This window comes from Actinoplanes sp. NPDC004185 (genome assembly GCF_053603475.1).
In genome coordinates, this window is sequence record NZ_JBSGFR010000029.1 from 1 (window position 1) to 20,403 (window position 20,403).

Genomic DNA, 20,403 nt, shown 5'->3' on the forward strand with positions numbered 1-20,403 from the left:
CCACCAGGTTCGACAAACTCGCCGTCCGCTACGAAGCCACCCTGCACATCACCGCCATCAACGAATGGCTACACGCACTTCGAGACGCGCCCTAGAAGGCGCCCGTGTAGAGCAGCCGGTTCGGTGAGCCCGACCCCGGACTCGTCACCACGCCCGTGGTCGCGTTGCTGACGATCGCGCTCTGCACCTGCGCCGGCGAGTCGCTCGGGTGCCCGGCCAGGTACAACGCGGCCGCGCCGGTCACGTGCGGGGTCGCCATCGACGTGCCGCTGATCGTGTTGGTGGCGGTGTCGCCGGTGCCCCACGCTGATGTGATGTTGATGCCGGGGGCGAACACGTCGACGCAGGTGCCGCGGTTGGCCCAGGACGGCTTGGCGTCGCTGCTGTTGGTCGCCGAGACGGTGATCGCGGTCGGCACCCGGGCCGGGGACTGGGTGCAGGCGTCCAGGGCGAACAGTCCGAACAGGCCGTTGCCGGCGGCGATCGAGTAGCTGACGCCGGACGCGATCGACGCGCTCACCGCGGTGTCCAGGGCGGTGTCGGCGCTGCCGCCGAGGCTCATGTTGGCGACGGCGGGCTTGACCGCGTTGGCGGTGACCCAGTCGATGCCGGCCGCCACCTGCGCGGTGGTGCCGCTGCCCTCGCAGTCGAGCACCCGTACGGCGACGAGCTGCACGCCCTTGGCGACGCCGTACGCGCTGCCGCCGACGGTGCCGGCCACGTGCGTACCGTGGCCGTTGCAGTCGTCGGCGGCACCGCCGTCGACCGCGTCGTGTCCGCTGACCGCGCGCCCGCCGAAGTCCTGGTGGGTGGTGCGGATGCCGGTGTCGATGATGTAGGCGTGCACGGTGGCCGCGGTCGTGCTGTAGGTGTACGCCTGGTTCAGCGGGCGGTTGCGCTGGTCGATGCGGTCCAGGCTGTAGGACGGCGGGTTGGCCTGCGTCTCGGAGATCCGGTGGATCACGTTGGGCTGCACGAACGCGACGTCCGGGTCGGCGGCCACCTGCCGCGCCTGGCGCGCCGACATCGTCGCCGCGAAACCTTTGAAGACCTTGGTGTACGTGTGGAGCACGGTCGCGTCGTGCTCGGCGGCGACTGTACGAGCGGTGCCCGACTTGAGGACGACGATGTAGCTGTCCGGCACCACGTCGGCTCCGGCTACCGGGATGACGTCCGCCTCGGCCGGTGCCGCCTGCGCACCGGTGGACAATCCGAGGATCGACAGGACAACGACGCCTGCTGCGGCGGCGCCTCGACGGATGGCTGTTCTCACCTGAACCTCCCCACGATGGGTGGTCACGCAACCACGCCATGTGACGCTAGCAGGCGGATCGACACATGTGAATCAGGTCGCGGACGGTGACACGATCACGCGGTTGCGGCCGGCGGCCTTCGCGGCGTACAGCATCCGATCGGCCTCGGCGAGCAGCGCGGCCGGCGCGTCATGGCCCTGGGTCGAGGTGGCCCCGACGCTGACCGTCACCGGCAGGTCGCCGGTCACCGGCCGCCACGGGTGCCCGTCGACCGCCTCCCGCAGCTCCTCCAGCCGGCCGGCGGCCTGTCCGGTGCCGACGCCGGGCAGCACGACCAGGAACTCCTCGCCACCCATCCGGGCCACGAAGCCGGTGTCCGACACCGTCTGCTGCACCGAGCGCAGCACCTGGGCGACGGCCACCAGGACCTCGTCGCCCGCCTCGTGCGACAGGGTGTCGTTGATGCGCTTGAAATGGTCGATGTCCACGACCGCGATCGTCAATGATGAACGGGTCTCGGCGGCCAGGGCGACAGCGGCCGGCAGGTGGTCGTCCACATAGCGCCGGTTGCGCAGCCCGGTGAGCGGATCCCGGAGCGCCTGCTCGCGGTACCGCTCGGCGTCGTTGCGGGCCTGCGCGGTCTCGAACATCACCTGCCGGGTGTGCGCCCGCGACTCCTGCTGGGCCGAGCGCAGCTGTTCCCGGGCGGCGTCGTACCGCTTGTACTCGAAGAACGCCTGCTCGAACGCGCCGGCCGCCGCGTACAGCTCGGCCTGCTCGGCCATGACGGCCACCCGGATCCCGGTGAGCTCCCGCTCCTCGCCGAGGGTACGGCTGTGATCGAGACTCTGCTGGGCCCGATCGAGCGCGCCGAGACAGCGCTGGGCCCGGGCCAGGGTGAGGGTGGCCTCGGCCAGGTCGTGCACCTCGTACCAGAGCGGCGAGTCCAGCACCGTCAGCAGCGTCTGCTCGGCCGCCGCGTACTCCCCCAGCCCGATCTGGATGCTGGCGACGGTGTCGCGTTCGATGATCAGGAACTCCCGGCCCAGGGCGGCCGCCACCACCCGCATGCGCTCGACCACCGTCGCGGCGGCGGCCAGCTCACCGGCCTGGAACTCGGTGTACGCGCGGTTGTTGAGCACCAGCAGCCGCCGGGTCAGGTCGTTGATCGCGATCGCCAGCTGCTCGGCCTGCAGGTAGCGTTCCCGCGCCGCGTCGATCATCCCGACGTCGCCGAGGGAGTTGGCCAGCCGGTTCAGATACATCAGCCGCAGCCCCGGCGGGGCGTGCTCGTCGAGCACCTCGACGGCGCTGATCGCGTTCTCCAGGCTCGCCGCGTGGTCACCGAGGTAGTTGTAGATCAGCGCCAGGTGGAAGTGACTGCGGGCCAGCAGCGCAGGCGACTCCAGGTCCTGCGCCAGCCGGTGGATCTCCAGGAACACCTGCGCGGCCCCGCTGCGGTCGCCGTTGCGCTGGGCCATGTCGGCCTGGACCAGCCGGGCCCGCAGCTGCAGGGTGGTTTCGCCGCACTCCCCGGCCGCCCGCTCGATCGCCGCCGCGGACGCCAGGTTGGCCTCGATGTCACGGCCCTGATAGGTCTCGAGATCGTCCAGCAGGCGGGCGAGCTCAGACGCCGGCGACGTACGTCGCCGATCAGCGCCCGGACCCGTTGTGCTCACGGGAGCCGTATCGACAACCGCCGGGCGACCGGCAGGGGAACCGGATTGCACTTCGGGTGCTTTTTCACCGGTACGGCGACAGCGGACGGCGGGCGCCCGCCACGCGGACACCCGCCGTCCCACCGGGGTGCGATGCCGCTCAGGACATCCAGCCCTTGTCGCCGGCGGTGAGCCAACCGGTCGACGACCAGGCCGCCCCGCTCCAGTTCGGCGCCGTGCCGCCGCTGCCGGACCACGCCTTGCCGGACCAGGTCTGCCCCGACCAGGCCAGGTCGGACCACGCCTTGCCGGACCAGGCCTTGCCCGACCACGCCTTGCCGGACCAGTTGCCCTGCCCGTCCGTGGAGCCCGCCCAGCCGGTCCCCGTCCACGGCCGGCCCATCCAGTCCCCGCCGTTCCAGGAGGTCCGGGCAGCGCTCGCGGCGGCCCAGGCCGAGGAGCTCAGCGGCCCGAAGATGTCCCGCTCCCCGGTCAGCACGACCCCGTCACCCATGGTCACCTGCGACGAGCCGCGGTCCTTCTGGATGCTGCCCGTACCGGTGATGGTGCTGCCGCTCTGGCCGCAACTGGTCAGCGTGGACCTGATCGCCGTCTGCAGGTTGATCTGCGGGGCGTAGGAACCGGTGACCGGCGTACCGGTGGCCCGCAGGTAGCACATGACCTGCATCGGCGACAGGGTCGGGTACTTCTGCAGCAGGACGGCGGTGGCGCCGCTGACCACCGCGGCGGCCTGCGAGGTGCCACTGCCCTTGAAGAACCGGTCCCCGACCCGCGCCGAGGAGTAGTTCACGTCGGCGTAGCTGCCCGGGTCGCGCAGCGAGACGATCGACCGGCCCGGGGCCAGCACGTCCGGTGCGTCGTCCTGGGTGGTGCCCTTGCTGCTGAAGGTCGCCATCGTGTCATCGGCGGTGCTGGTGGTCCCCCGCGGGTCGGTCGCGCCGACGGTGATGATGTACGGGTTCGAGCCCGGGTTCAGGATGTTGCCGCCGGTGTTGCCCGAGGCGATGATCACGCTGATGCCGGCCAGGTAGGCGTTCTCCACGGCCTCGCTGAGCGGGCTGCTCACCCAGCTCTGCGTGCTGTCCGTGCCGTACGACAGGTTCAGCACCTTGATCGGGTTGGCCGGGTCGTCGTTGCGGTGCGCCACCACCCAGTCGACCGCGGCCATCACCTGCGTGACGTCGACCGCGCCGTTGGCCGCGCCCACCTTGAGGGAGATCAGCTTGGCGTCGGGCGCCACCCCCTGGAAGGTGCCGCCCACGGCGTCACGCCCGGCGATGATGCCGGCCAGGTGGGTGCCGTGGCCGTACGTGTCCCGGCGCAACAGTCCCGGCACCTGCGACTCCAGCGACAGGTCGGGCCCGTTGGCCACGTTCCCGCTGGTGAGCCCGGCCACCGGCACGACGCCGGTGTCGATGAGGGCGATCCCGACGCCCTTACCGGTGTAGCCGGCGGCCGCCGCCACGTCGTCCCGTACGATCCGGCGCACGTCGGGCAGCGTCGCCGCCGTGGCGGTGTAGGTGTAGTCCGTGAACGAGGTCGTCGTGATCGCGGCCTCCGCGGTGCCCGGGTAGAGCAGGGCGGCGGCTGTGACAACAGCAGCCGCCCCGGCGGCCCTGAGGCGGACTGTGTTCCTCAACTGCGGCTCCTTCGACGTTCCGACGATGTGATCCACCTGCTCGGCAGGGTCACGCCGGTTGTGAACAAGGTGCGGCAAAGGTGGCCGGTCGGTCGCTCTCATCGTCCGATCGGCCGGTGGAACGACGCGATTACCGGACTGCGGAGCGGGCAAGCCGAGATCGTGACGCTGCTGTACACCGCCCTGGGTGACTCATGTCGATCGACGTCTACGCCGGCGGGCCCGGCCGGGGCGCGACGAGTCTGCTGCACCGCAACCGCGACACCGACTTCCCGGACCGGGCCGGGCGGGACCTCGGTACGCACGGCTACGACCTGCTGGACCTGACCTACGACGGGGCCACCACCGCCGGGGTGCTCGGACAGCAGCTCCCCCGGCTCGACCGGCGGCCCGACCTGGTCACGATCACCATCGGCGGCGTCATCGAGCCGAACGCCTGGGGCGCCCACGAGATCCGCCGCACCTGGTGGCGCACCCTGCAACGGGCGGGATGGCTGCCGGGAAGGAGCATGCGAGGATGAGGTCATGGGCAGCGACGCCAACCCCGACGTGAACGCTCTCGCGATCAATGTGTCGATACCGGAAGAGCTCCGCTGGACCGACACCCGCCGTGGTCAGGAGTTCGAGCTGACCACGCTGAACGTCCGGTTGCTGAAGGACGGGCACCTCGCCGCCAAGGCGTACGGCCGTCCCGTCGCCGGCGGACGCGGCACGTACGTCTCGTTTCCGCTGCCGGACAGTCCCGAGCTGGCCGCGCTCGTCGCCGAGGCGGCCGGCCGGGCCAGTGCGCTCTGGGCCGGGCACCGCGGTCTCGGCTGATCCCCGTACGGCCTCAGTGGTGCGGGTTTCCGGCGGTCAGCCGGATGGTGAAGCCGTCAGGATGCCGGTGCAGGGCGACGTGGTTGCACGACTGGTGGGCGATCCACAGACCGAGGCCACCGGCGCTGCCGTCGCCCGCGGCGAGCAGCCCGGCGAACGGGTCCTTGGGCCCGGCCCCGGCGTCGGTGACCGTGACCACGATCCGGTCGGCGCCGCTCCACAGCCGCATCCGCACCGGCCCGCGGCCGTGCCGGTTCGCATTGGCCACCGTCTCACTGACCGCCACGATCAGGTCGTCGACGTCCTGGGCCGGCAGGTGGCCCCGGTCGGCGTCGCGGACGGCCCGGCGCGCCTCGGACAGCCCGGGATCGTGCAGGTCGGCCTGCGGCGCGGTCTCCTGGACCGGGTCGGGGACCGGCGGGCGGGGCTCGCTGAGGTACGGCACCGGGTCGGTGTACTGGCTGTTGGGAACGTGCCGGCCGTCCGGCAGTGCCGTGCGCGGATGGGTGCGCAGCACGTCGGCGAGCACCCCGGTCGGGGTGACCCGGGTGTCGTAGGCGCACATGCTCCACAGCGGGAACTCGTCGTAGGCGTGGTTGATGGCCGACTCGTAGCGCGCCCACCAGTCCCAGGTCACGCCGAGCGCTTCCACCGGCAGCTGGCCGATGATCCGGATCTGGGCGGCCCCGCCGGCGACGTGGTCGGCCAGCAGCCGGCGGTACGACCGGATGGCCCCGGCCGGCCGGGCGTAGACCGAGCCACCCTCCAGGAACGTGACCGGGCAGCCGGCCGGCAGCGCCGCGCGCACCAGCTCCGCGTTGCGGCCGCCCAGCCCGACCAGGGTGGGCTCGCCGGCCGCGACGCCGCCCAGCAGGAACGGGACGGCCACGGCCAGCAGATCCTCGTCGGAGTCGTAGCAGACCGCCTCGTGGAAGTAGCCGGTGTGCCCGGCGGCGGCGCCGGTCCTCATCGGGTCACCTCCACCCGCACGTGCGCCAGCTCCAGCAATCCGGCGAGGCGCTCGGCGGCACCGAGGCGGGTCCGGACCACGGCGGTCATCCGCTGCGTTTCGGCGTACTGCTGCAGGGCGAGCAGCGACCGGTGGTCGATGAAGTCGAGGTCATCGGCGTCCACCACGACCTCACCACCGGCCGGGGCCAGATCGGTGTGCCGCAGGGCACCGGCGAACAGGTCCTCCACCGACATGTCGACCTCGCCGTCGAGCACCGCGACGGCGGTGGTCGCCCCCGGATGCAGCTGGAACATGACGCCTTCGGCGTGGCTGGACTCGTGCATGCACGCCAGTTCGGCGACGGCGTGATCGCCGAGCTCACGTCGGTCGTAGGCGCAGACGGCGCGCATCGGTGCGGTGCGCATGTAGCGCCCGATCGCGTACTCGTACCGGGCGAAGGCGTGCCGCTGCTCCTCGGTGCGCACGAACGCCGTCGCGTCGGCCACCACGCGCAGGCCGGTGAAGCCGGCGGCCAGCGCGTCCTCGGTGGCGGCCGTGTAGGCGGCGACCTGAGCGACCGGATCGACGACCAGGACGCCGGGATACGCCTGCTCGGACGCGACGACCCGGACAGCGTCGCCGGACGCGGCCCGGGCCGCCTGGTCCGCGAGCCAGCCGGCGGTCTCCGCGGAGTGCCGGCCCGGGACGTACCAGACCTGCTCGCCGGCCTCCAGCCCCGTCCGCAGGAACTCCCGCGCGTAGGCGTCGAACGGCTGATAGTCGTCGTATGACCAGCACACGTGCCCGGCCGTGCTCACCCGGCTCACGGGCCGGACACCGAGGCAGTGGTCATCGCCCAACAGTAGCCAGTCGGGCCGCCGGCGGCGACATCGCGGCCCGGGCTGAGGATGACCTTGATCAGGCCTGTCCGGCGTGCTGCGCACCGGTCACGGCGGACGCGCCGAGGTCGGGACCGGGCAGCGCCCGGCCGGCGCCGGCGGCGTCCGACCAGGTCGCGGTGTCGGCGACGGCGGCGAAGTTCGAGTTGAACAAGGTCATGAGGGTGGTGTGGACGGTCTTCGCGTCGGCGAACCCGGCGTCGTTGGCGATGTTGATCGCCCCGGTGGCGTCGGAGAGCACCTCGGCGGTCAGGCCGTGGGTCTCGGCCTCGGCGGCGGAGGCCAGCACGCAGTTGTTGGTCATGTAGCCGACGAGCGTGACGGTGTCGATGTCGCGTTCCCGCAGCCAGGACAGCAGGTCGGTGCCGGCGAACACGGTGCCGTACCGCTTGACGACCGACTTCCATGTGCCGGTGCGGCGGCTCTCGACCTCCGGGTGCAGCTGGAAGCCGGGCCGGGTGGGATTGAACAGCGGCGCGCTGTCGCCCATCGTGTGCTGCACCGCCACGACGGGGATGCCCGCGGCGGTGGCGGCGTCGATCGCCCGGGTGATCTGCGGCAGCGAGTCGGCGTGCGGCGGGTACCGGATCTCCAGCGGGCCGCCGAAGTAGTCCTGCTGCACGTCGATGACGATGAGGGCGCGACGCGGTGCGGTGGTCATGGCTGGGCACTCCTTGCTGTCGGTGCCGCCGTTCCCGGCGGCGACACTTCGAGTCTCCGCTCCCCGGCCACCTCAGGCCATTGGCACAGGTGCGGCGTTACGATGAATTCGTGCCATCTCCCCCGGACGCCCTGCGGATCGCCGTCTACGCCTTCGACGGCATCACGATGTTCCACCTCTCCGTGCCGCAGCTGGTCTTCGACGAGGTCACCCGGCAGGGCCTGGGCGACTGGACGACAGTCCTCTTCGCCGACCGGGCCGGATCGATCCGCACCGCCGAGGGCTACCCCATCGGCGAGATGCGGGGACTCCCGGCAGCCCAGGAGGCCGACGTCGTGGTCGTCCCCTCCTGGTTCGAGGACGGCCGCACGCCCGGTCCGGCGCTGCGGCGCGCTCTGACCAAGGCCCACAGCCGCGGCGCGACGATCGCCGGCCTGTGCCTGGGAGCGGTCGCCGTGGCCGACACCGGTCTGCTGGCCCGGCGTACGGCGGTGACCCATTGGCAGGCCGTCGACATGCTCGCCGCCCGCCACCGCGACATCGACGTCGACGCGTCCGTGCTGTACATCGACCACGGCGACGTCCTGACGTCCGCCGGCACCGCCTCGGCGATCGACGCCTGCCTGCACCTCGTCCGCAGCCGGCTGGGCGCCGCGGCCGCCAACCGGGTGGCCCGCAGCCTGGTGGTGGCCCCGCACCGCGAGGGCGGCCAGGCGCAGTACATCGAACGGCCGCTGCCCGCGCACCCGGTGAACGACCCGATCGCCGCGGTGCTCGAGTGGGCGCTGCGTCACCTGGCCGAACCCCTGCCGGTCGAACGGCTCGCCGAGGTCGCCCACCTGAGCCGGCGCACCTTCATCCGGGCGTTCCAGGCCGCCACCGGGGTCACCCCGGCGGTGTGGGTCCGGCGTCAACGCCTCGACGAGGCTCGCCGGCTGCTGGAGTCGACGGACCTGGCGATCGACCAGATCGCCGCGGCCTGCGGCTTCGGCAGCACGGTCACCATGCGGCAGCGCTTCGCGGCGGCCTTCGACACCTCCCCGTCGGAATACCGCCGAAGGTTCGACGCCCGCACCACAGCCGGAGCAGCTGTCGCTTCCTGATCACGCGGTCCGGGGGCGCTCGCGGACCCGCTCGGCGATCGCCCGGCCGAGCTCGGCTGTCGTGCCGGTGCCGTGCAGGTCGGGGGTCAGCGGCGCGCCTTGCGGCCCGTACGCCAGGACGTCCTCGACCGCGCCCAGCAGCTGCGCCGCCGCTTCGGGATGGCCCAGATGGTCCAGCATCATCGACCCGCACCAGATCTGCCCGACCGGGTTGGCGATGCCCCGGCCGGCGATGTCCGGGGCGGAGCCGTGCACCGGCTCGAACAGGCTCGGGTGCTCGCGCTCGGGGTTGATGTTGGCGCTCGGGGCGATGCCCAGCGTGCCGGTGCAGGCCGGCCCGAGGTCGGACAGGATGTCGCCGAACAGGTTGCTGGCCACCACGACGTCGAACCAGTCGGGGTGCAGCACGAACTGGGCCGCCAGGGAATCGATGTGGAACTTGTCGAGCCGTACGTCCGGGAACTGCTCGCCCATCTCCGCCACCCGCTCGTCCCAGTACGGCATGGTGATGGCGATGCCGTTGCTCTTGGTGGCTGACGTGAGGTGCCGCTTCGGGCGGCGGCGGGCCTGCTCGAAGGCGAAGCGCAGGACGCGGTCGACGCCGACGCGGGTCATCACCGTCTCCTGGAGCACGGTCTCGCGTGCGGTGCCTTCGAAGATGCGCCCGCCGACGCTGGAGTACTCGCCCTCGGTGTTCTCCCGCACGACGACGAAGTCGATGTCGCCGGGCTCCCGATCGGCCAGGGGGCTGCGGACGCCGGGCATGAGCCGGCAGGGGCGCAGGTTCACGTACTGGTCGAAGACCCGCCGGATCTGCAGCAGGCTGCCCCAGAGGGACACGTGATCGGGGACGACCGACGGCCGGCCGACCGCGCCGAAGTAGATGGCGTCGTATCCGCGCAGCGTCTCCTCCCAGCCGGGCGGCAGCATCGTCCCGTGCCGTTGCCAATGGTCGGCGCTGGCGAAGTCGAAGTGGTCGAAGTCGAGCCGCAGCCCGAAGTGATCGGCGGTGGCCCGCAACGCTTCGATCCCGGCCGGTACGACCTCCTGGCCGATGCCGTCGCCGGGGATGACGGCGATGCGATGCGCGGTCATCGGGTCTCCCGCAGCGCCGCCAGGCCGCCCTGGGAGTCCTCGATGGCGATGCGTTCCGCGGCGGTGGAGTCGCCGGCGCGCAGAGCCCGGACCAGGGCGCGGTGGCTGGTGTAGCGCTCCAGGCCGAAGGTCTGGTCCTCGGCCACCCGCCGCAGCAGCAGCTCGCGGCGTTGCGGCCGGGAGAAGACCCGGCTCTGCTCGAGCATCCGGATGAGGACCGGGTTGTGGGCGCAGGCGTCCACGGTGTCGTTGAACTCCTGCATGGTGTCGAGGAGCGCGGTGAGGTGCCGTTCCGACGGCTGTCCCGGTTGACCGCGTTCCTTGAGCAGGATCAGCAGGTCGTCGGCCCGGTCGAGGATCGCGTCCAGGGCGTCGAGCTGGGCGGCGGTGGCGTGCCGGGCGGCGAAGCGGGCCACCAGGCCGCGCAGGCCGATCTCCACCTCGGCGAGGTCGTCGACGGCGGCGTCGCGGATCGCGGCGACCCGCACCGTGCGCGGGCCGATCCGCTCGATGAGGCCGTCGAGCTCCAGGCGGCGCAGCGCCTCGCGGACCGGGGTCGGGCTGATCGCCAGCCGCTCGGCCATGCCGCGCTCGGTGACCTTGTCCCCCGGAGCGAGCTCGCCGCTGGCTATCGCACTGCGAAGCTGACGGTACGCCTGGTCGGACAGCGTCTGGGTGGCAGTCATGAGCGCACTGTACCGCCTGCCATGGCAAGTTTGCATGCAACTGTTGACGAGTTTGCCATAGCAAATTAGCGTGACGGCCGACACGTGGAGGCAACATGGCCATTACGCTGCGGGACAGCACGGTGTCCCACCGGAAGATCACGTTCTTCATCGCCCTGACGCTGTTCGCGCAGGAGTCGACGTGGAACTTCTACGACAACCAGGTGCCGGTGCTGCTGCGCGAGCACGTCACGAGCGCGGCGGTCGTCGGCCTGCTGATGGGCATGGACAACCTGCTGGGCATCTTCATCCAGCCCTGGATCGGCAACCGGTCGGACAACACCCGGACCCGGTGGGGGCGGCGGGTGCCGTACCTCGCGGTGGGCATGCCCCTGGCGGCGGTGCTCTTCGCGTTCCTGCCGTGGACCACGTCGCTGGTCACGCTGGTCGCCGTGATGTTCCTGTACGCGCTGGTCGTCAACACCATCCGGCCGCTGGCCGAGTCGATGATCCCGGACTTCCTCCCGCCCGAGCGGCGCAGCCGGGCCAACGCCGCCGTGAAGATCGCGGCCGCGCTGACCATCATCGTGGCCGCGCTGATCAGCCTCTTCGTCATCGACGAGCATCCCCGGGGCGCGTTCGTGATCCCGGCGGTGATCCTGCTGCTCGTCTCGGTGGTGCTGATCACGAAGGTCCGCGACAACCGGTCGACCGCCTACCGGGCCGCGCTGGCCGAGGACGCGGACGCCGCTCAGGACGAAGCGCGGGTGCCGTTCCGCCGGGTCATCACCGACCTGGTCACCGACAGCGACCGCCGCCGGCTCCTGCTGCTGCTGACCGTCCTGCTCTTCGGCGGAGCGTGGTTCGCCTCCCGGTCGCTGGTCACCCCGTACGGGATGGAGGCCCTGGGCCTGACCCGCGGTGAGGCCGGCGGGCTCACCCTGCCCAGCGGCATCGCCTTCCTGCTGGCCGCCTACCCGGCCGCGCTGTGCGCCGAGCGCTACGGCCGGCTGCGCACCATGGGGGTCGGCATCATCGTCTTCGCCGCCGCGATGGCGGCCGGCGCGGCCGTGCAGACCGCCACCGGGACGGTCGTCGCCTTCTGCGTCGCGGCCGTCGGCGCCGCCGGATTCATGATCAACGCGGCGGTCGCCCTGTGGAACCTGGCGCCGTCCAGCCGGGTGCTCGGCGCCTACACCGGCCTGTACGCGGTCACCTGGTACCTCGGCGGCTTCGGCGGCCCGGCCCTCGTCGGCGCCGTCGTCGACCTCACCGGCTGGGACTGGATGCTGCTGGACATCGCGATCCTCGCCGCTGTGGCCGTCCTCGTCGTCGTCCGCCTCGGTCGCCTGCACCGCGACCGCGGCACCTCCATCCTCACCTGACACGGAGTCCGATGCCCACCGTTCTGATCACCACCGATTACCTCACCCCGGGCGACGAGGTGGACTCCTACCTCACCGGGCAGGGCTTCACGACCCGGCACGACCCGATGCGGGGACCGCGCCGGCCCGAGCAGCTGATCGCCGCCCTGGCCGGCGCCGTGGGCGCGCTGATCGCCAACGAGCCGATGTCGGAGCGGGTGCTGCGGGCAGCGCCGGAGCTGCGCGCCGTCGTCCGCACCGGCGTCGGCTACGACTCCGTCGACGTCGCGGCGGCCACCCGGCTCGGCATCAGCGTGAGCAACCTGCCGGGCATCAACAGCAACGCGGTCGCCGAGTACACCATCGGGCTGCTCCTGGCCCAGGCCCGGAACCTGGTGCCGACGGCGACCGGAGTGGCCGCCGGCGCGTGGCCCCGCCGCGACGGGCACGAGCTGCGCGGCAAGACCCTCGGGCTGATCGGCCGGGGCGCGGTGGCCCGTCGCGTGGTGCCGCTCGCCCGGGCGTTCGGCATGACGGTGCTGGGCATCGGCGAGCTGCCCGCGCCCGCCGTCCTGGTCACGCTGGACGAGCTGCTGCAGCGGTCCGACTTCGTCTCGGTCCACACCGCGCTGACCCCGCGTACCCGGCACCTCATCGACGCGGCCGCGCTGAGCCGGATGAAGCCGGGCGCGCACCTGATCAACACCGCGCGCGGGCCCATCGTGGACACCGCGGCCCTCGCCGCGGCGGTCCGATCCGGGCGGCTCGCCGGCGCAGTTCTCGACGTCGTGGACGTCGAACCGCTGCCGGCCGACAGCGTGCTGCGCGGCGTCGACGGCATCACCGTCTATCCGCACATGGCCGGGCAGACCGCCGAGGCCCGCCTGGCCGCCGGGCTGGAGGGTGCCGAGGAACTCGTCGCCGCCCTGGCCGGCCACCCCCGGTCAGCCGTCAACCCCGTGACCCCGAGATGAGGACCATGACTGAAACCCGTGATTCCGTACGCGTGCTCGCGCCCAGCGGCATGCTCGGCGGCGGCTTCCCGCCCGAGACCATCACCCGTGGCCTCGACCTCGGCGCCGACGTCATCACCGTTGACGGCGGCTCGACCGACTCCGGCCCGTACTATCTCGGCTCCGGCACCGCCAAGACCGCCGCCGCGGCTGTCGCCCGCGACCTGCGCCTGCTGCTGCGGGCGGCGGCGACCGCCGGCATCCCGCTGATCGTCGGCTCCTGCGGCACCAGCGGCACCGACTCCGGCGTCGACTGGGTCGCCGGCATCGTCCGCGACATCCTGGCCGAGGAGGGGCTGAACCTGCGGGTGGCCACCGTCTACAGCGAACAGCAGGCCGCCGACCTCAAGGAACACCTCGACGCCGGCCGGGTGCACCCGCTGCCACCGGCCGGCGAGCTCGACCCGGCGACCCTCGAGAGCTGCCGGCACATCGTCGCGATGATGGGCCACGAGCCGATCGTCGAGGCGCTGGCCGCCGGCGCCGACGTCGTCCTGGCCGGGCGGGCCACCGACACCGCGGTCGCCGCCGCCTATCCGCTCATGGCGGGCATGCCGGCCGGCCCCACCTGGCACGCGGCCAAGATCGTCGAGTGCGGCGGGCAGTGCACCACCAACCCGCGCTCCGGCGGCGTCCTGGCCACCATCGACGCCGCCGGCTTCACCATCGAGCCGCTCGACCCGGCGGTGGCCTGCACCCCCACCTCGGTGTCGGCGCACATGCTCTACGAGACGGTCAACCCGTACTCGATGCGGGAGCCGGCCGGCACCATCGACGTCGCCGAGGCCACCTACCGGGCCCTGGACGACCGGCGCGTGCGCGTCGAGGGCTCCCGCTTCGAACCCGCCGAGCAGCACACCATCAAGCTGGAGGGGGCCCGGATCACCGGCTACGAGACGATGTCGTTCACCGCCATCCGGGACCCGCACATCCTCGGCCAGATCACCACCTGGGCCGCGCTGCTGCGTCGCATGATCACCGAATGGGTCGGGCAGACCCTCGAGCTAGGCCCCGACGAGTACGCCTTCGACATCCGCCTCTACGGCTACGACGCCATCCTGGAAGGCCTCGACCCGGAGACCGGGCCGCCCCGCGAGGTCGGGGTGATGCTGCTGGTCAACGCCGCGGACCAGCAGACGGCCACGGCGGTCGCGAAGATCGCCAACCCGCTGATGCTGCACCTGCCCACCCCGGACATGGACCACCTGCCCAGCCTCGCGTTCGCCACCTCACCGGCCGAGACCGAGCGCGGCGCGGCGTACGAGTTCGTCCTCAACCACGTCGTGGACGTGGACTCCCCCACCAGCCTGTTCCGCATCAACCCGCCGGAGGACCGCGATGTCTGAGCCCGCCCGCCCCCGGACGATCGCCGACCTGGCCCTGGAGGTCCGTTCGAAGAACGCCGGGCCGTTCTGGGTCACCATGGAGTTGTTCATGCGCGACGCCACGGGTTACGCCACGGTGGCCGACCCCGCCTACCTGGACGCGGCAGTCGTCGCCCGCCTCTACGACGTCGCGGCGGAGACCATCCAGATCTTCCGGATCCCCGAGCTGAACGTCGTGAAGATCTCCTTCCCCCGGCCGGTGGTGCAGGGCAGCCTGCGGGACCGCGACATCCACGCCGGCCAGCACCACGTACCGCTGGCGTTGTACCCGCTGCCGTCCGCCGCGGCCTGATCAGAGCAGAAAGCAGTTCACGGCCGAGGCGAGGATCGCCCGGCCAGGCTCACGATGATGATCCGGCGTATCGGCACGGGCCTTCGACGTCGACCCGGCCCGCCACGTTCTCCCGGCGCGGGGTCTCCTGAACGGCGATTACATGATTACATGTCTGCGGCAGCGACGGCACGCGCCGAGCTGATTCCGAGGAGGGACGCCATGAGCCACGATCAGGACTCTGCCCGCGATCAGACCCGCTCACCGGCCCGTCCCCGCCGGGTCATCCGGCTCGAAGCCGAGACGATGCCGGAGACCGGATCCGTCACTCCGCTCGAGCTCTTCTTCGACCTGGTGTTCGTCTTCGCGCTGACCCAGGTCACCGCCACCATGGCCGTACAGCTGAGCGGAGTGGGCCTGCTCCGCGGCCTGCTCGTCGTCGCCCTGCTGTGGTGGAGCTGGACCGGGTACGCGTGGCTGGCCAATCTGGTCCGCGCCGACCGGGGGATCGCGCGGATCGGCATGTTCGCGGCGATGGCGGCGATGTTCGTCCTGGCCCTGACCATCCCCGAGGCGTTCGACGACGCACCGGGCGGGCTCTCCGGCCCGGTCGTCGTGGCGGTGTGCTACTTCGTCTTCCGGGCACTGCACCTGCTGTTGTTCTATGTGCTGTCCCGAGGCGACGCCGGGCTCCGCCGTCAGCTGATGCGCTTCACCCCCGCGATGCTGGGCGGCACGGCGCTGCTGCTGGCCGCCGCCGCGACCGACGGCACAGCCCGCGTCTGGCTGTGGGTGGCCGCGCTGACCGTCGACTATGCCGGGACGTACTTCGGCGGAGCACGCGGATGGCGGGTCCGTTCCGCCGGTCACTTCGCCGAACGGCACGGGCTCATCGTCATCATCGCGCTGGGCGAGTCGATCGTGGCGATCGGCGTCGGGGTGGCCCGTCTGCCGATCTCCGGACCGATCGTGGTCGCCTCCACCTTGGGCCTGGCCCTGGCCGGCGCGCTCTGGTGGGCGTACTTCGACATCAGCTCGGCCGCCGGCGAGCACGCGCTGGGCACGGCCGCCGAGGATCGGCGTGCCGGCCTGGCCCGGGACGCCTACAGCTTCCTGCACCTGCCCCTCGTGGCCGGGATCGTGCTGCTCGCGCTGGGTCTGAAGAAGGCCCTCGAATACGTGGGGGACGAGGAGGCCCACTCCCTGAGCGACCCCCTCAAGGGCGTTGCGCTGGCCGCGCTCGTGGGCGGTGTGGTCCTGCACCTGCTGGCCCAGGCGGCCTTCCGGTGGCGCACCACGGGAAAGCTGGATCCGGGACTGCCGACGGCGGCCGTACTCGTGGCCCCGCTGGCCTGGCTGGGCGCCGGATTGCCCGCTCTGGCCACGCTCGCCGCCGTCACCGTCATCACCGTGGCCGTGGTCGCGGTCCAGACCAGACGCCGCTAGCTCCCGGTCGCCGACGGGTGCCTGGCCGTTTACATCACGTTCTCAGCCCCGCTCCTACCGTCGCGGCATGAACAGGCGATGGCTTTGCTCGTTGGTGCTGGTGCTGGCTGTGACGGTGGGCTGCACCGCTGAGGACCCGGCTCCGGACCCGCAGTGCGACAGCAAGCTGGAGGCGGCGTTCGGCGCCTGGGCGCGGGCCGGCTTCAGCGGTGCCGTCGCCGTCTCGACCGGCGGCCGGTTCGACTGCCTCGCCGGTTACGGCACGGCCGACGACGCCACCGGCGCCCGGAACACCGCCGACACGGTGTACAGCATCGGATCGGTCAGCAAGGCGTTCACCGCGACCGCGATCCTCAAGCTCGCCGAGAGCGGGAAGCTGTCCCTCGACGACCGGGCCGGCGAGCTGGTGCCGGCGATCGTCGGGCCGGTGGCCGCGGCAACGGTACGCCAACTGCTCCTGCACACCAGCGGGATCAGCGGCTCGATCGGCGCCGACGACCAGCCGCTGGACCGGGCCGGCGCCATCGCCGCGATCAACAAGCTGAAGCCCGCCTTCCCGCCCGGCACGAGCGACGCCTACTCCAACGCCGGGTACACGCTGCTGGCGATCATCATCGACACTGTGTCGGGCATGTCCTACCGCGACTACACCCGTACGCAGATTCTCACTCTGCCCGGCGGCGCGGTCACCGGCGGCTTCTGGCAGGGCCGGCCGGCCGCCACCGGGCCCCTCGCCGCCGGGTACCTCGATGACGGCGAACCGAGCCGGTCCCGCGAGTTCGCCGGTCCCTACTGGACGACGGAGGGCAACGGCTCGCTGGCGATGACCACCAGGGAACTGGCCACCTGGGCCCGCGCGCTGTTCCGGGGCGGGCTCGTCACGCCGAGATCAGCCGCGCTCGCCGGGGATCCGGCGTACCCGGTGGGTGACGGCCGGTCGTACACGCTGGGCGGCTGGATGGCGTTCGACGCCACCGTGTACGGCAAGCCGATCGTGGCCGTCGCCGGCGGTGGCGGCGACGTCGGCCACAACGTGGCGGTCCTCTGGATCCCCGAGCGGGACCAGGTGATCGTCATGTCGTCCAACCGACCGGTGCTCACGGCCGAGAAGCTGCTGGCCGCGACGGTACGGTCGCTGGTGGCCGGCAGTCCTCTGCCGACGCCGACCGCGCCGGCCGGAGGGGCTGACCCGGCCGCGATCGCCGGGACGTACCGGCTGGCGACGGGGGGATCGGTCGAAGTGACCGTGGCCGGCAACCGCCCGAGGATCTCGGCCTCCGGCGCCCGCGCGGTCGGTGCGCTGTTCCCGCCGCGCGGCCGCTTCTCCGCCGGCGACCTGCGCGAGCACGAGAAGCGCGTGCTGTCCGTGCTCGCCGGCCGGACCGACGAGGGGCGGGAGGAGCGCAAAGGTCTGGAGGCCGAATACGGAGCGATCTCCGCGGTAGCCTCCGGTGGCACCGTCGTCGCCGATGGCGAGATGCGCACGTACGTCACCCTGACCACGCGCGACGGTCCGCGGCTCGGCTGGTACGCGGTCGACGAGCACAGCGGCATCGCGGGAGCGGAACTCCCGGCCGAGCCGCCCGCACTGCCACTGCTACCGGTCGGCCCGAACAGGTACCGCCCGGACGACCCGACCGGAACCGGCCCGGACGTGACCCTCGACTTCACCGGCGACAAGGTGACCGTCTCCGGGCCGGCCGGGACGACGACCGCGCGCCGGTCCCGGTGGCATCGCCACGCTGCCTGCGGAAGGGGAATGTGTCATGCGCGTCCTGCTGGTCGAGGACGATCCGGACCTGGCCGAGATCGTCGCGCTGGGCCTGCGCAACGAGGCGTACGCGGTGGACGTGGCCGGGACCTGCGCGGCCGCCGAGGAGCTGCTCGGCACCACGGCGTACGACGTGGTGTGCCTCGATCTGGGCCTGCCGGACGGCGACGGGCTCGCTCTCGTCCGGCACGCCGCGGCTGACCCGTCCCTGCGCCGGCCCCGGCGTCATCTCGTGCTGACCGCCCGCGACGCGGTGGCCGACCGCGTCGCCGGGCTCGACGCGGGCGCCGACGACTACCTGGTCAAGCCGTTCCACTTCGCCGAACTGCTGGCCCGGCTGCGGGCGCTGGGCCGGCGCGAGGACAGCACCGGATCGACCCTGCGGGTGGGTGAGCTGACGCTCGATCTGGCCGCCCACCGGGCCTGGCGGGCCACGACGCCGCTCGACCTCACCGCGCGGGAGTACTCGTTGCTGCGGTACTTCATGCACCACCCGGGCGAGGTGCTGTCGGCCGAGACGCTGCTGGAGCACGTCTGGGACGCCAACGCCAACCCGTTCACCTCGTCGGTACGGGTGATCCTCAGCCGGCTCCGCCGCAAGCTCGGCGACCCGCCGCTGATCGTCACGGTCACCGGCACCGGCTACCGGTTGCTGCTGCCGTGACGGGCCGGGGCTCGCGGTCGCTGCGTACGCGGATCGCGGTGCTGGGGTTCCTGGCCGGCTACGTGCCCGCGCTCCTGCTGTTCGGCGTGGTCGTGGTGAGTGACGTCGAGACCGAGGCGGCCGCCGGTGCCGCGCTGGTGACCAGCACCTCCGGGCAGCGATCGGCCTGGGTGACGGGGACGGTGCTCGCCCTCGCGCCGGTGGCCGCCGCCCTCGCCTGGGGCCTGGCCGGGCGGGCGGTGCGCGACCTCGACCGGGTCCGGGCCGTCGCCGAGGACATCGAGGCCGTCGATCTGAGCCGGCGCGTCGGGCTCGACCGCGGCCCGAGCGAGGTGGTCCGGCTCGCGGCGAGCATCGACGACATGCTCGCCCGTCTGGAGCAGGCGGCCGAGACGCAGCGCCGGTTGATCGAGGAGACCAGCCACGAGTTGCGGACGCCGCTGTCGGTGCTGATGGCCAACGCCGAGGTGCTCCTGGCCCATCCCGAACCGTCGATCGAGGTGTACCGGAACGGGCTGCGGAAGACCGCGACGGTGGCCGCCCGCCTCCAGGCGACCATCGACGAGCTGCTGGCGGACGCCCGGGGCCGGGCACGCACGATCGCGCGCCGCCCGGCCGACCTCATGGCCGTGGTCCGTGCGGTCGCCGCCGACCTCGGCGTCCTCGCCGCGGCGAGAACCATCGATGTCTCGGTCACCGGTCCGGAGGCGGCGGAGTGCGCATGCGACGAGCCCACCGTACGGCGCGCAGTGACGAACCTGGTCGACAACGCCGTCCGGTACGCCCCGGCCGGCAGCACGGTCGAGATCAGCGTGGAGGTGGCGGCGTACGAGGTCGCGGTGGTGGTGACCGACCACGGCGCCGGCATCCCGCCCGCCGAGCGGGAGGAGGTCTTCCGGCGCTTCTGGCGCAGCCGGACCGACGTCGCGGGCACCGGCCTCGGCCTGCCGATCGCCCACCAGGTGGCGCTGGCCCACGGCGGCGAGCTCACCCTCGTCTCGCCCGGCCCGGCCGGCGACGGCTGCGCGTTCCGGCTGACGTTGCGCCGCTGACCGCGTCCCGGGGCCACCGGCCGGGGCGGCCCCGGTGGTGCCCGGTCAGTGGCCGGCCGGTGTCCAGAGCGGGTCGCGGCCGAGGTAGCGCACCAGGGTGGCGGCCGGGCCGTCGCCGGCCTGCCCGGGCAGGGCGGGTGCGTAGGCGAAGCCGCGCAGCGGTTCGGCCGTCGCTCGCGCGGCCGGCAACAGCTCCTCGGCCAGTGCGTCGGTCAGCGGTGCCGGCCGGCCAATTGCCACAGCGACGTCCCAGGCGTGCACGGCGGCGTCGAGGGCGCAGGCGGCAGCCGCGAGAGCCGGCGTCAGCTCCGGTACGGGAGGCAGCGGGGTGCGCACCGATGACGCCGCCGGGTCGACGCCGGCCCAGGCGCCGGTGGCCGCCTCGATCGCCTTGGTGACCGTGTCCCGGACGCCGGCGTCGAGCCGGCGCGGCGGATCGAACGGGTCGTAGGCCGGCAACGAGCCGGCTCCGACGACGGACGCCCAGGCGTGCTGATCGCCGGCGGCGTGGAACAGCACCTGGGCCACTGTCCATTCCGAGCAGGGAGTCGGGTCGTCGAGCCGGTCGGCGTCGACAGCCCCGGCGGTGACCTGGCGCAGGGCGTCCAGAGCGGTGCTGAGTACGGTGAAAGTCACGGATGGTCCCTCTCGATGGGTTCTTCCCGGCTGTCG

Annotated in this window: 19 protein-coding genes and 1 pseudogene; 11 read left to right on the forward strand and 9 right to left on the reverse strand. The window is 72.4% G+C overall.

Going from position 1 to position 20,403, the window contains the following annotated elements:
- Positions 1-91: 91 nt before the first annotated feature.
- From ACWEOZ_RS27325 to ACWEOZ_RS27335, 3 genes are all read right to left on the reverse strand, one after another.
- The gene (locus ACWEOZ_RS27325) at positions 92-1,273 is read right to left on the reverse strand and encodes a S8 family peptidase (RefSeq protein ID WP_451913520.1); all 1,182 of its coding nucleotides are present in this window, start codon (positions 1,271-1,273) and stop codon (positions 92-94) included.
- 72 nt (positions 1,274-1,345) lie between these two features.
- Entirely contained in the window at positions 1,346-2,932 is a 1,587-nt protein-coding gene (locus ACWEOZ_RS27330) for a diguanylate cyclase (protein ID WP_451913521.1), read from the reverse strand.
- Positions 2,933-3,071: 139 nt separating this feature from the next.
- On the reverse strand, positions 3,072-4,571 hold the full coding sequence (locus ACWEOZ_RS27335; protein WP_451913522.1) for a S8 family serine peptidase: 1,500 nt from the start codon (positions 4,569-4,571) through the stop codon (positions 3,072-3,074).
- 194 nt (positions 4,572-4,765) lie between these two features.
- On the opposite strand from ACWEOZ_RS27335, the gene ACWEOZ_RS27340 reads away from it, so the two are divergent.
- Both ACWEOZ_RS27340 and ACWEOZ_RS27345 read left to right on the forward strand, forming a co-directional pair.
- Positions 4,766-5,092: a hypothetical protein gene (locus ACWEOZ_RS27340; RefSeq protein WP_451913523.1), complete on the forward strand. Its 327-nt coding sequence runs from the start codon at positions 4,766-4,768 to the stop codon at positions 5,090-5,092.
- 4 nt (positions 5,093-5,096) lie between these two features.
- Complete coding sequence (locus ACWEOZ_RS27345; RefSeq protein WP_451913524.1) at positions 5,097-5,390, forward strand: hypothetical protein; 294 nt, start codon at positions 5,097-5,099, stop codon at positions 5,388-5,390.
- 13 nt (positions 5,391-5,403) lie between these two features.
- On the opposite strand, the gene ACWEOZ_RS27350 is transcribed toward ACWEOZ_RS27345, so the two are convergent.
- The 3 genes from ACWEOZ_RS27350 to ACWEOZ_RS27360 all read right to left on the reverse strand — a co-directional run bounded on the left by ACWEOZ_RS27350 (position 5,404) and on the right by ACWEOZ_RS27360 (position 7,902).
- Positions 5,404-6,360, reverse strand: coding sequence for an anti-sigma factor RsbA family regulatory protein (locus ACWEOZ_RS27350; RefSeq protein WP_451913525.1), 957 nt, complete (start codon positions 6,358-6,360; stop codon positions 5,404-5,406).
- Positions 6,357-7,169 carry an MEDS domain-containing protein gene (locus tag ACWEOZ_RS27355; RefSeq protein ID WP_451913526.1) on the reverse strand — a complete coding sequence of 271 codons (813 nt, stop codon included), beginning with the start codon at positions 7,167-7,169 and terminating at the stop codon, positions 6,357-6,359. The genes ACWEOZ_RS27350 and ACWEOZ_RS27355 overlap by 4 nt, the downstream gene beginning before the upstream one ends.
- 91 nt (positions 7,170-7,260) lie before the next feature.
- Complete coding sequence (locus ACWEOZ_RS27360; RefSeq protein WP_451913527.1) at positions 7,261-7,902, reverse strand: isochorismatase family protein; 642 nt, start codon at positions 7,900-7,902, stop codon at positions 7,261-7,263.
- A gap of 110 nt (positions 7,903-8,012) precedes the next feature.
- Between ACWEOZ_RS27360 and ACWEOZ_RS27365 the strand changes: the two genes are divergently transcribed.
- Complete coding sequence (locus ACWEOZ_RS27365; RefSeq protein ID WP_451913528.1) at positions 8,013-9,005, forward strand: GlxA family transcriptional regulator; 993 nt, start codon at positions 8,013-8,015, stop codon at positions 9,003-9,005.
- Here the strand turns inward: ACWEOZ_RS27365 and ACWEOZ_RS27370 are convergent, their stop codons facing one another.
- Both ACWEOZ_RS27370 and ACWEOZ_RS27375 read right to left on the reverse strand, forming a co-directional pair.
- Positions 9,006-10,100 carry a tartrate dehydrogenase gene (locus ACWEOZ_RS27370; protein WP_451913529.1) on the reverse strand — a complete coding sequence of 365 codons (1,095 nt, stop codon included), beginning with the start codon at positions 10,098-10,100 and terminating at the stop codon, positions 9,006-9,008.
- Positions 10,097-10,786, reverse strand: coding sequence for a GntR family transcriptional regulator (locus tag ACWEOZ_RS27375; RefSeq protein WP_451913530.1), 690 nt, complete (start codon positions 10,784-10,786; stop codon positions 10,097-10,099). The genes ACWEOZ_RS27370 and ACWEOZ_RS27375 overlap by 4 nt, the downstream gene beginning before the upstream one ends.
- Before the next feature lie 95 nt (positions 10,787-10,881).
- On the opposite strand from ACWEOZ_RS27375, the gene ACWEOZ_RS27380 reads away from it, so the two are divergent.
- The 8 genes and pseudogenes from ACWEOZ_RS27380 to ACWEOZ_RS27415 all read left to right on the forward strand — a co-directional run bounded on the left by ACWEOZ_RS27380 (position 10,882) and on the right by ACWEOZ_RS27415 (position 19,731).
- Complete coding sequence (locus ACWEOZ_RS27380) at positions 10,882-12,150, forward strand: MFS transporter (RefSeq protein WP_451913531.1); 1,269 nt, start codon at positions 10,882-10,884, stop codon at positions 12,148-12,150.
- Between the two features lie 11 nt (positions 12,151-12,161).
- A complete protein-coding gene (locus tag ACWEOZ_RS27385; RefSeq protein WP_451913532.1) occupies positions 12,162-13,103 on the forward strand; it encodes an NAD(P)-dependent oxidoreductase in 942 nt (313 codons plus the stop codon).
- Positions 13,104-13,108: 5 nt separating this feature from the next.
- Positions 13,109-14,488 carry an acyclic terpene utilization AtuA family protein gene (locus ACWEOZ_RS27390; protein WP_451913533.1) on the forward strand — a complete coding sequence of 460 codons (1,380 nt, stop codon included), beginning with the start codon at positions 13,109-13,111 and terminating at the stop codon, positions 14,486-14,488.
- Entirely contained in the window at positions 14,481-14,819 is a 339-nt protein-coding gene (locus ACWEOZ_RS27395; RefSeq protein ID WP_451913534.1) for a DUF4387 domain-containing protein, read from the forward strand. Before ACWEOZ_RS27390 ends, ACWEOZ_RS27395 begins: the two co-directional genes overlap by 8 nt.
- A 201-nt stretch (positions 14,820-15,020) precedes the next feature.
- Positions 15,021-16,244 (forward strand): low temperature requirement protein A, encoded by a 1,224-nt coding sequence (locus ACWEOZ_RS27400; protein WP_451913535.1) that lies wholly within the window; start codon positions 15,021-15,023, stop codon positions 16,242-16,244.
- A gap of 67 nt (positions 16,245-16,311) precedes the next feature.
- Positions 16,312-17,358 (forward strand): annotated as a pseudogene (locus tag ACWEOZ_RS27405) (serine hydrolase domain-containing protein); the annotation flags it as partial.
- Positions 17,359-18,010: 652 nt separating this feature from the next.
- Positions 18,011-18,679 (forward strand): response regulator transcription factor, encoded by a 669-nt coding sequence (locus ACWEOZ_RS27410; RefSeq protein WP_451913536.1) that lies wholly within the window; start codon positions 18,011-18,013, stop codon positions 18,677-18,679.
- The gene (locus tag ACWEOZ_RS27415; protein WP_451913537.1) at positions 18,676-19,731 is read left to right on the forward strand and encodes a HAMP domain-containing sensor histidine kinase; all 1,056 of its coding nucleotides are present in this window, start codon (positions 18,676-18,678) and stop codon (positions 19,729-19,731) included. The genes ACWEOZ_RS27410 and ACWEOZ_RS27415 overlap by 4 nt, the downstream gene beginning before the upstream one ends.
- A gap of 45 nt (positions 19,732-19,776) precedes the next feature.
- Here the strand turns inward: ACWEOZ_RS27415 and ACWEOZ_RS27420 are convergent, their stop codons facing one another.
- Positions 19,777-20,367 carry a TIGR03086 family metal-binding protein gene (locus ACWEOZ_RS27420; protein ID WP_451913538.1) on the reverse strand — a complete coding sequence of 197 codons (591 nt, stop codon included), beginning with the start codon at positions 20,365-20,367 and terminating at the stop codon, positions 19,777-19,779.
- Positions 20,368-20,403 lie beyond the last annotated feature (36 nt).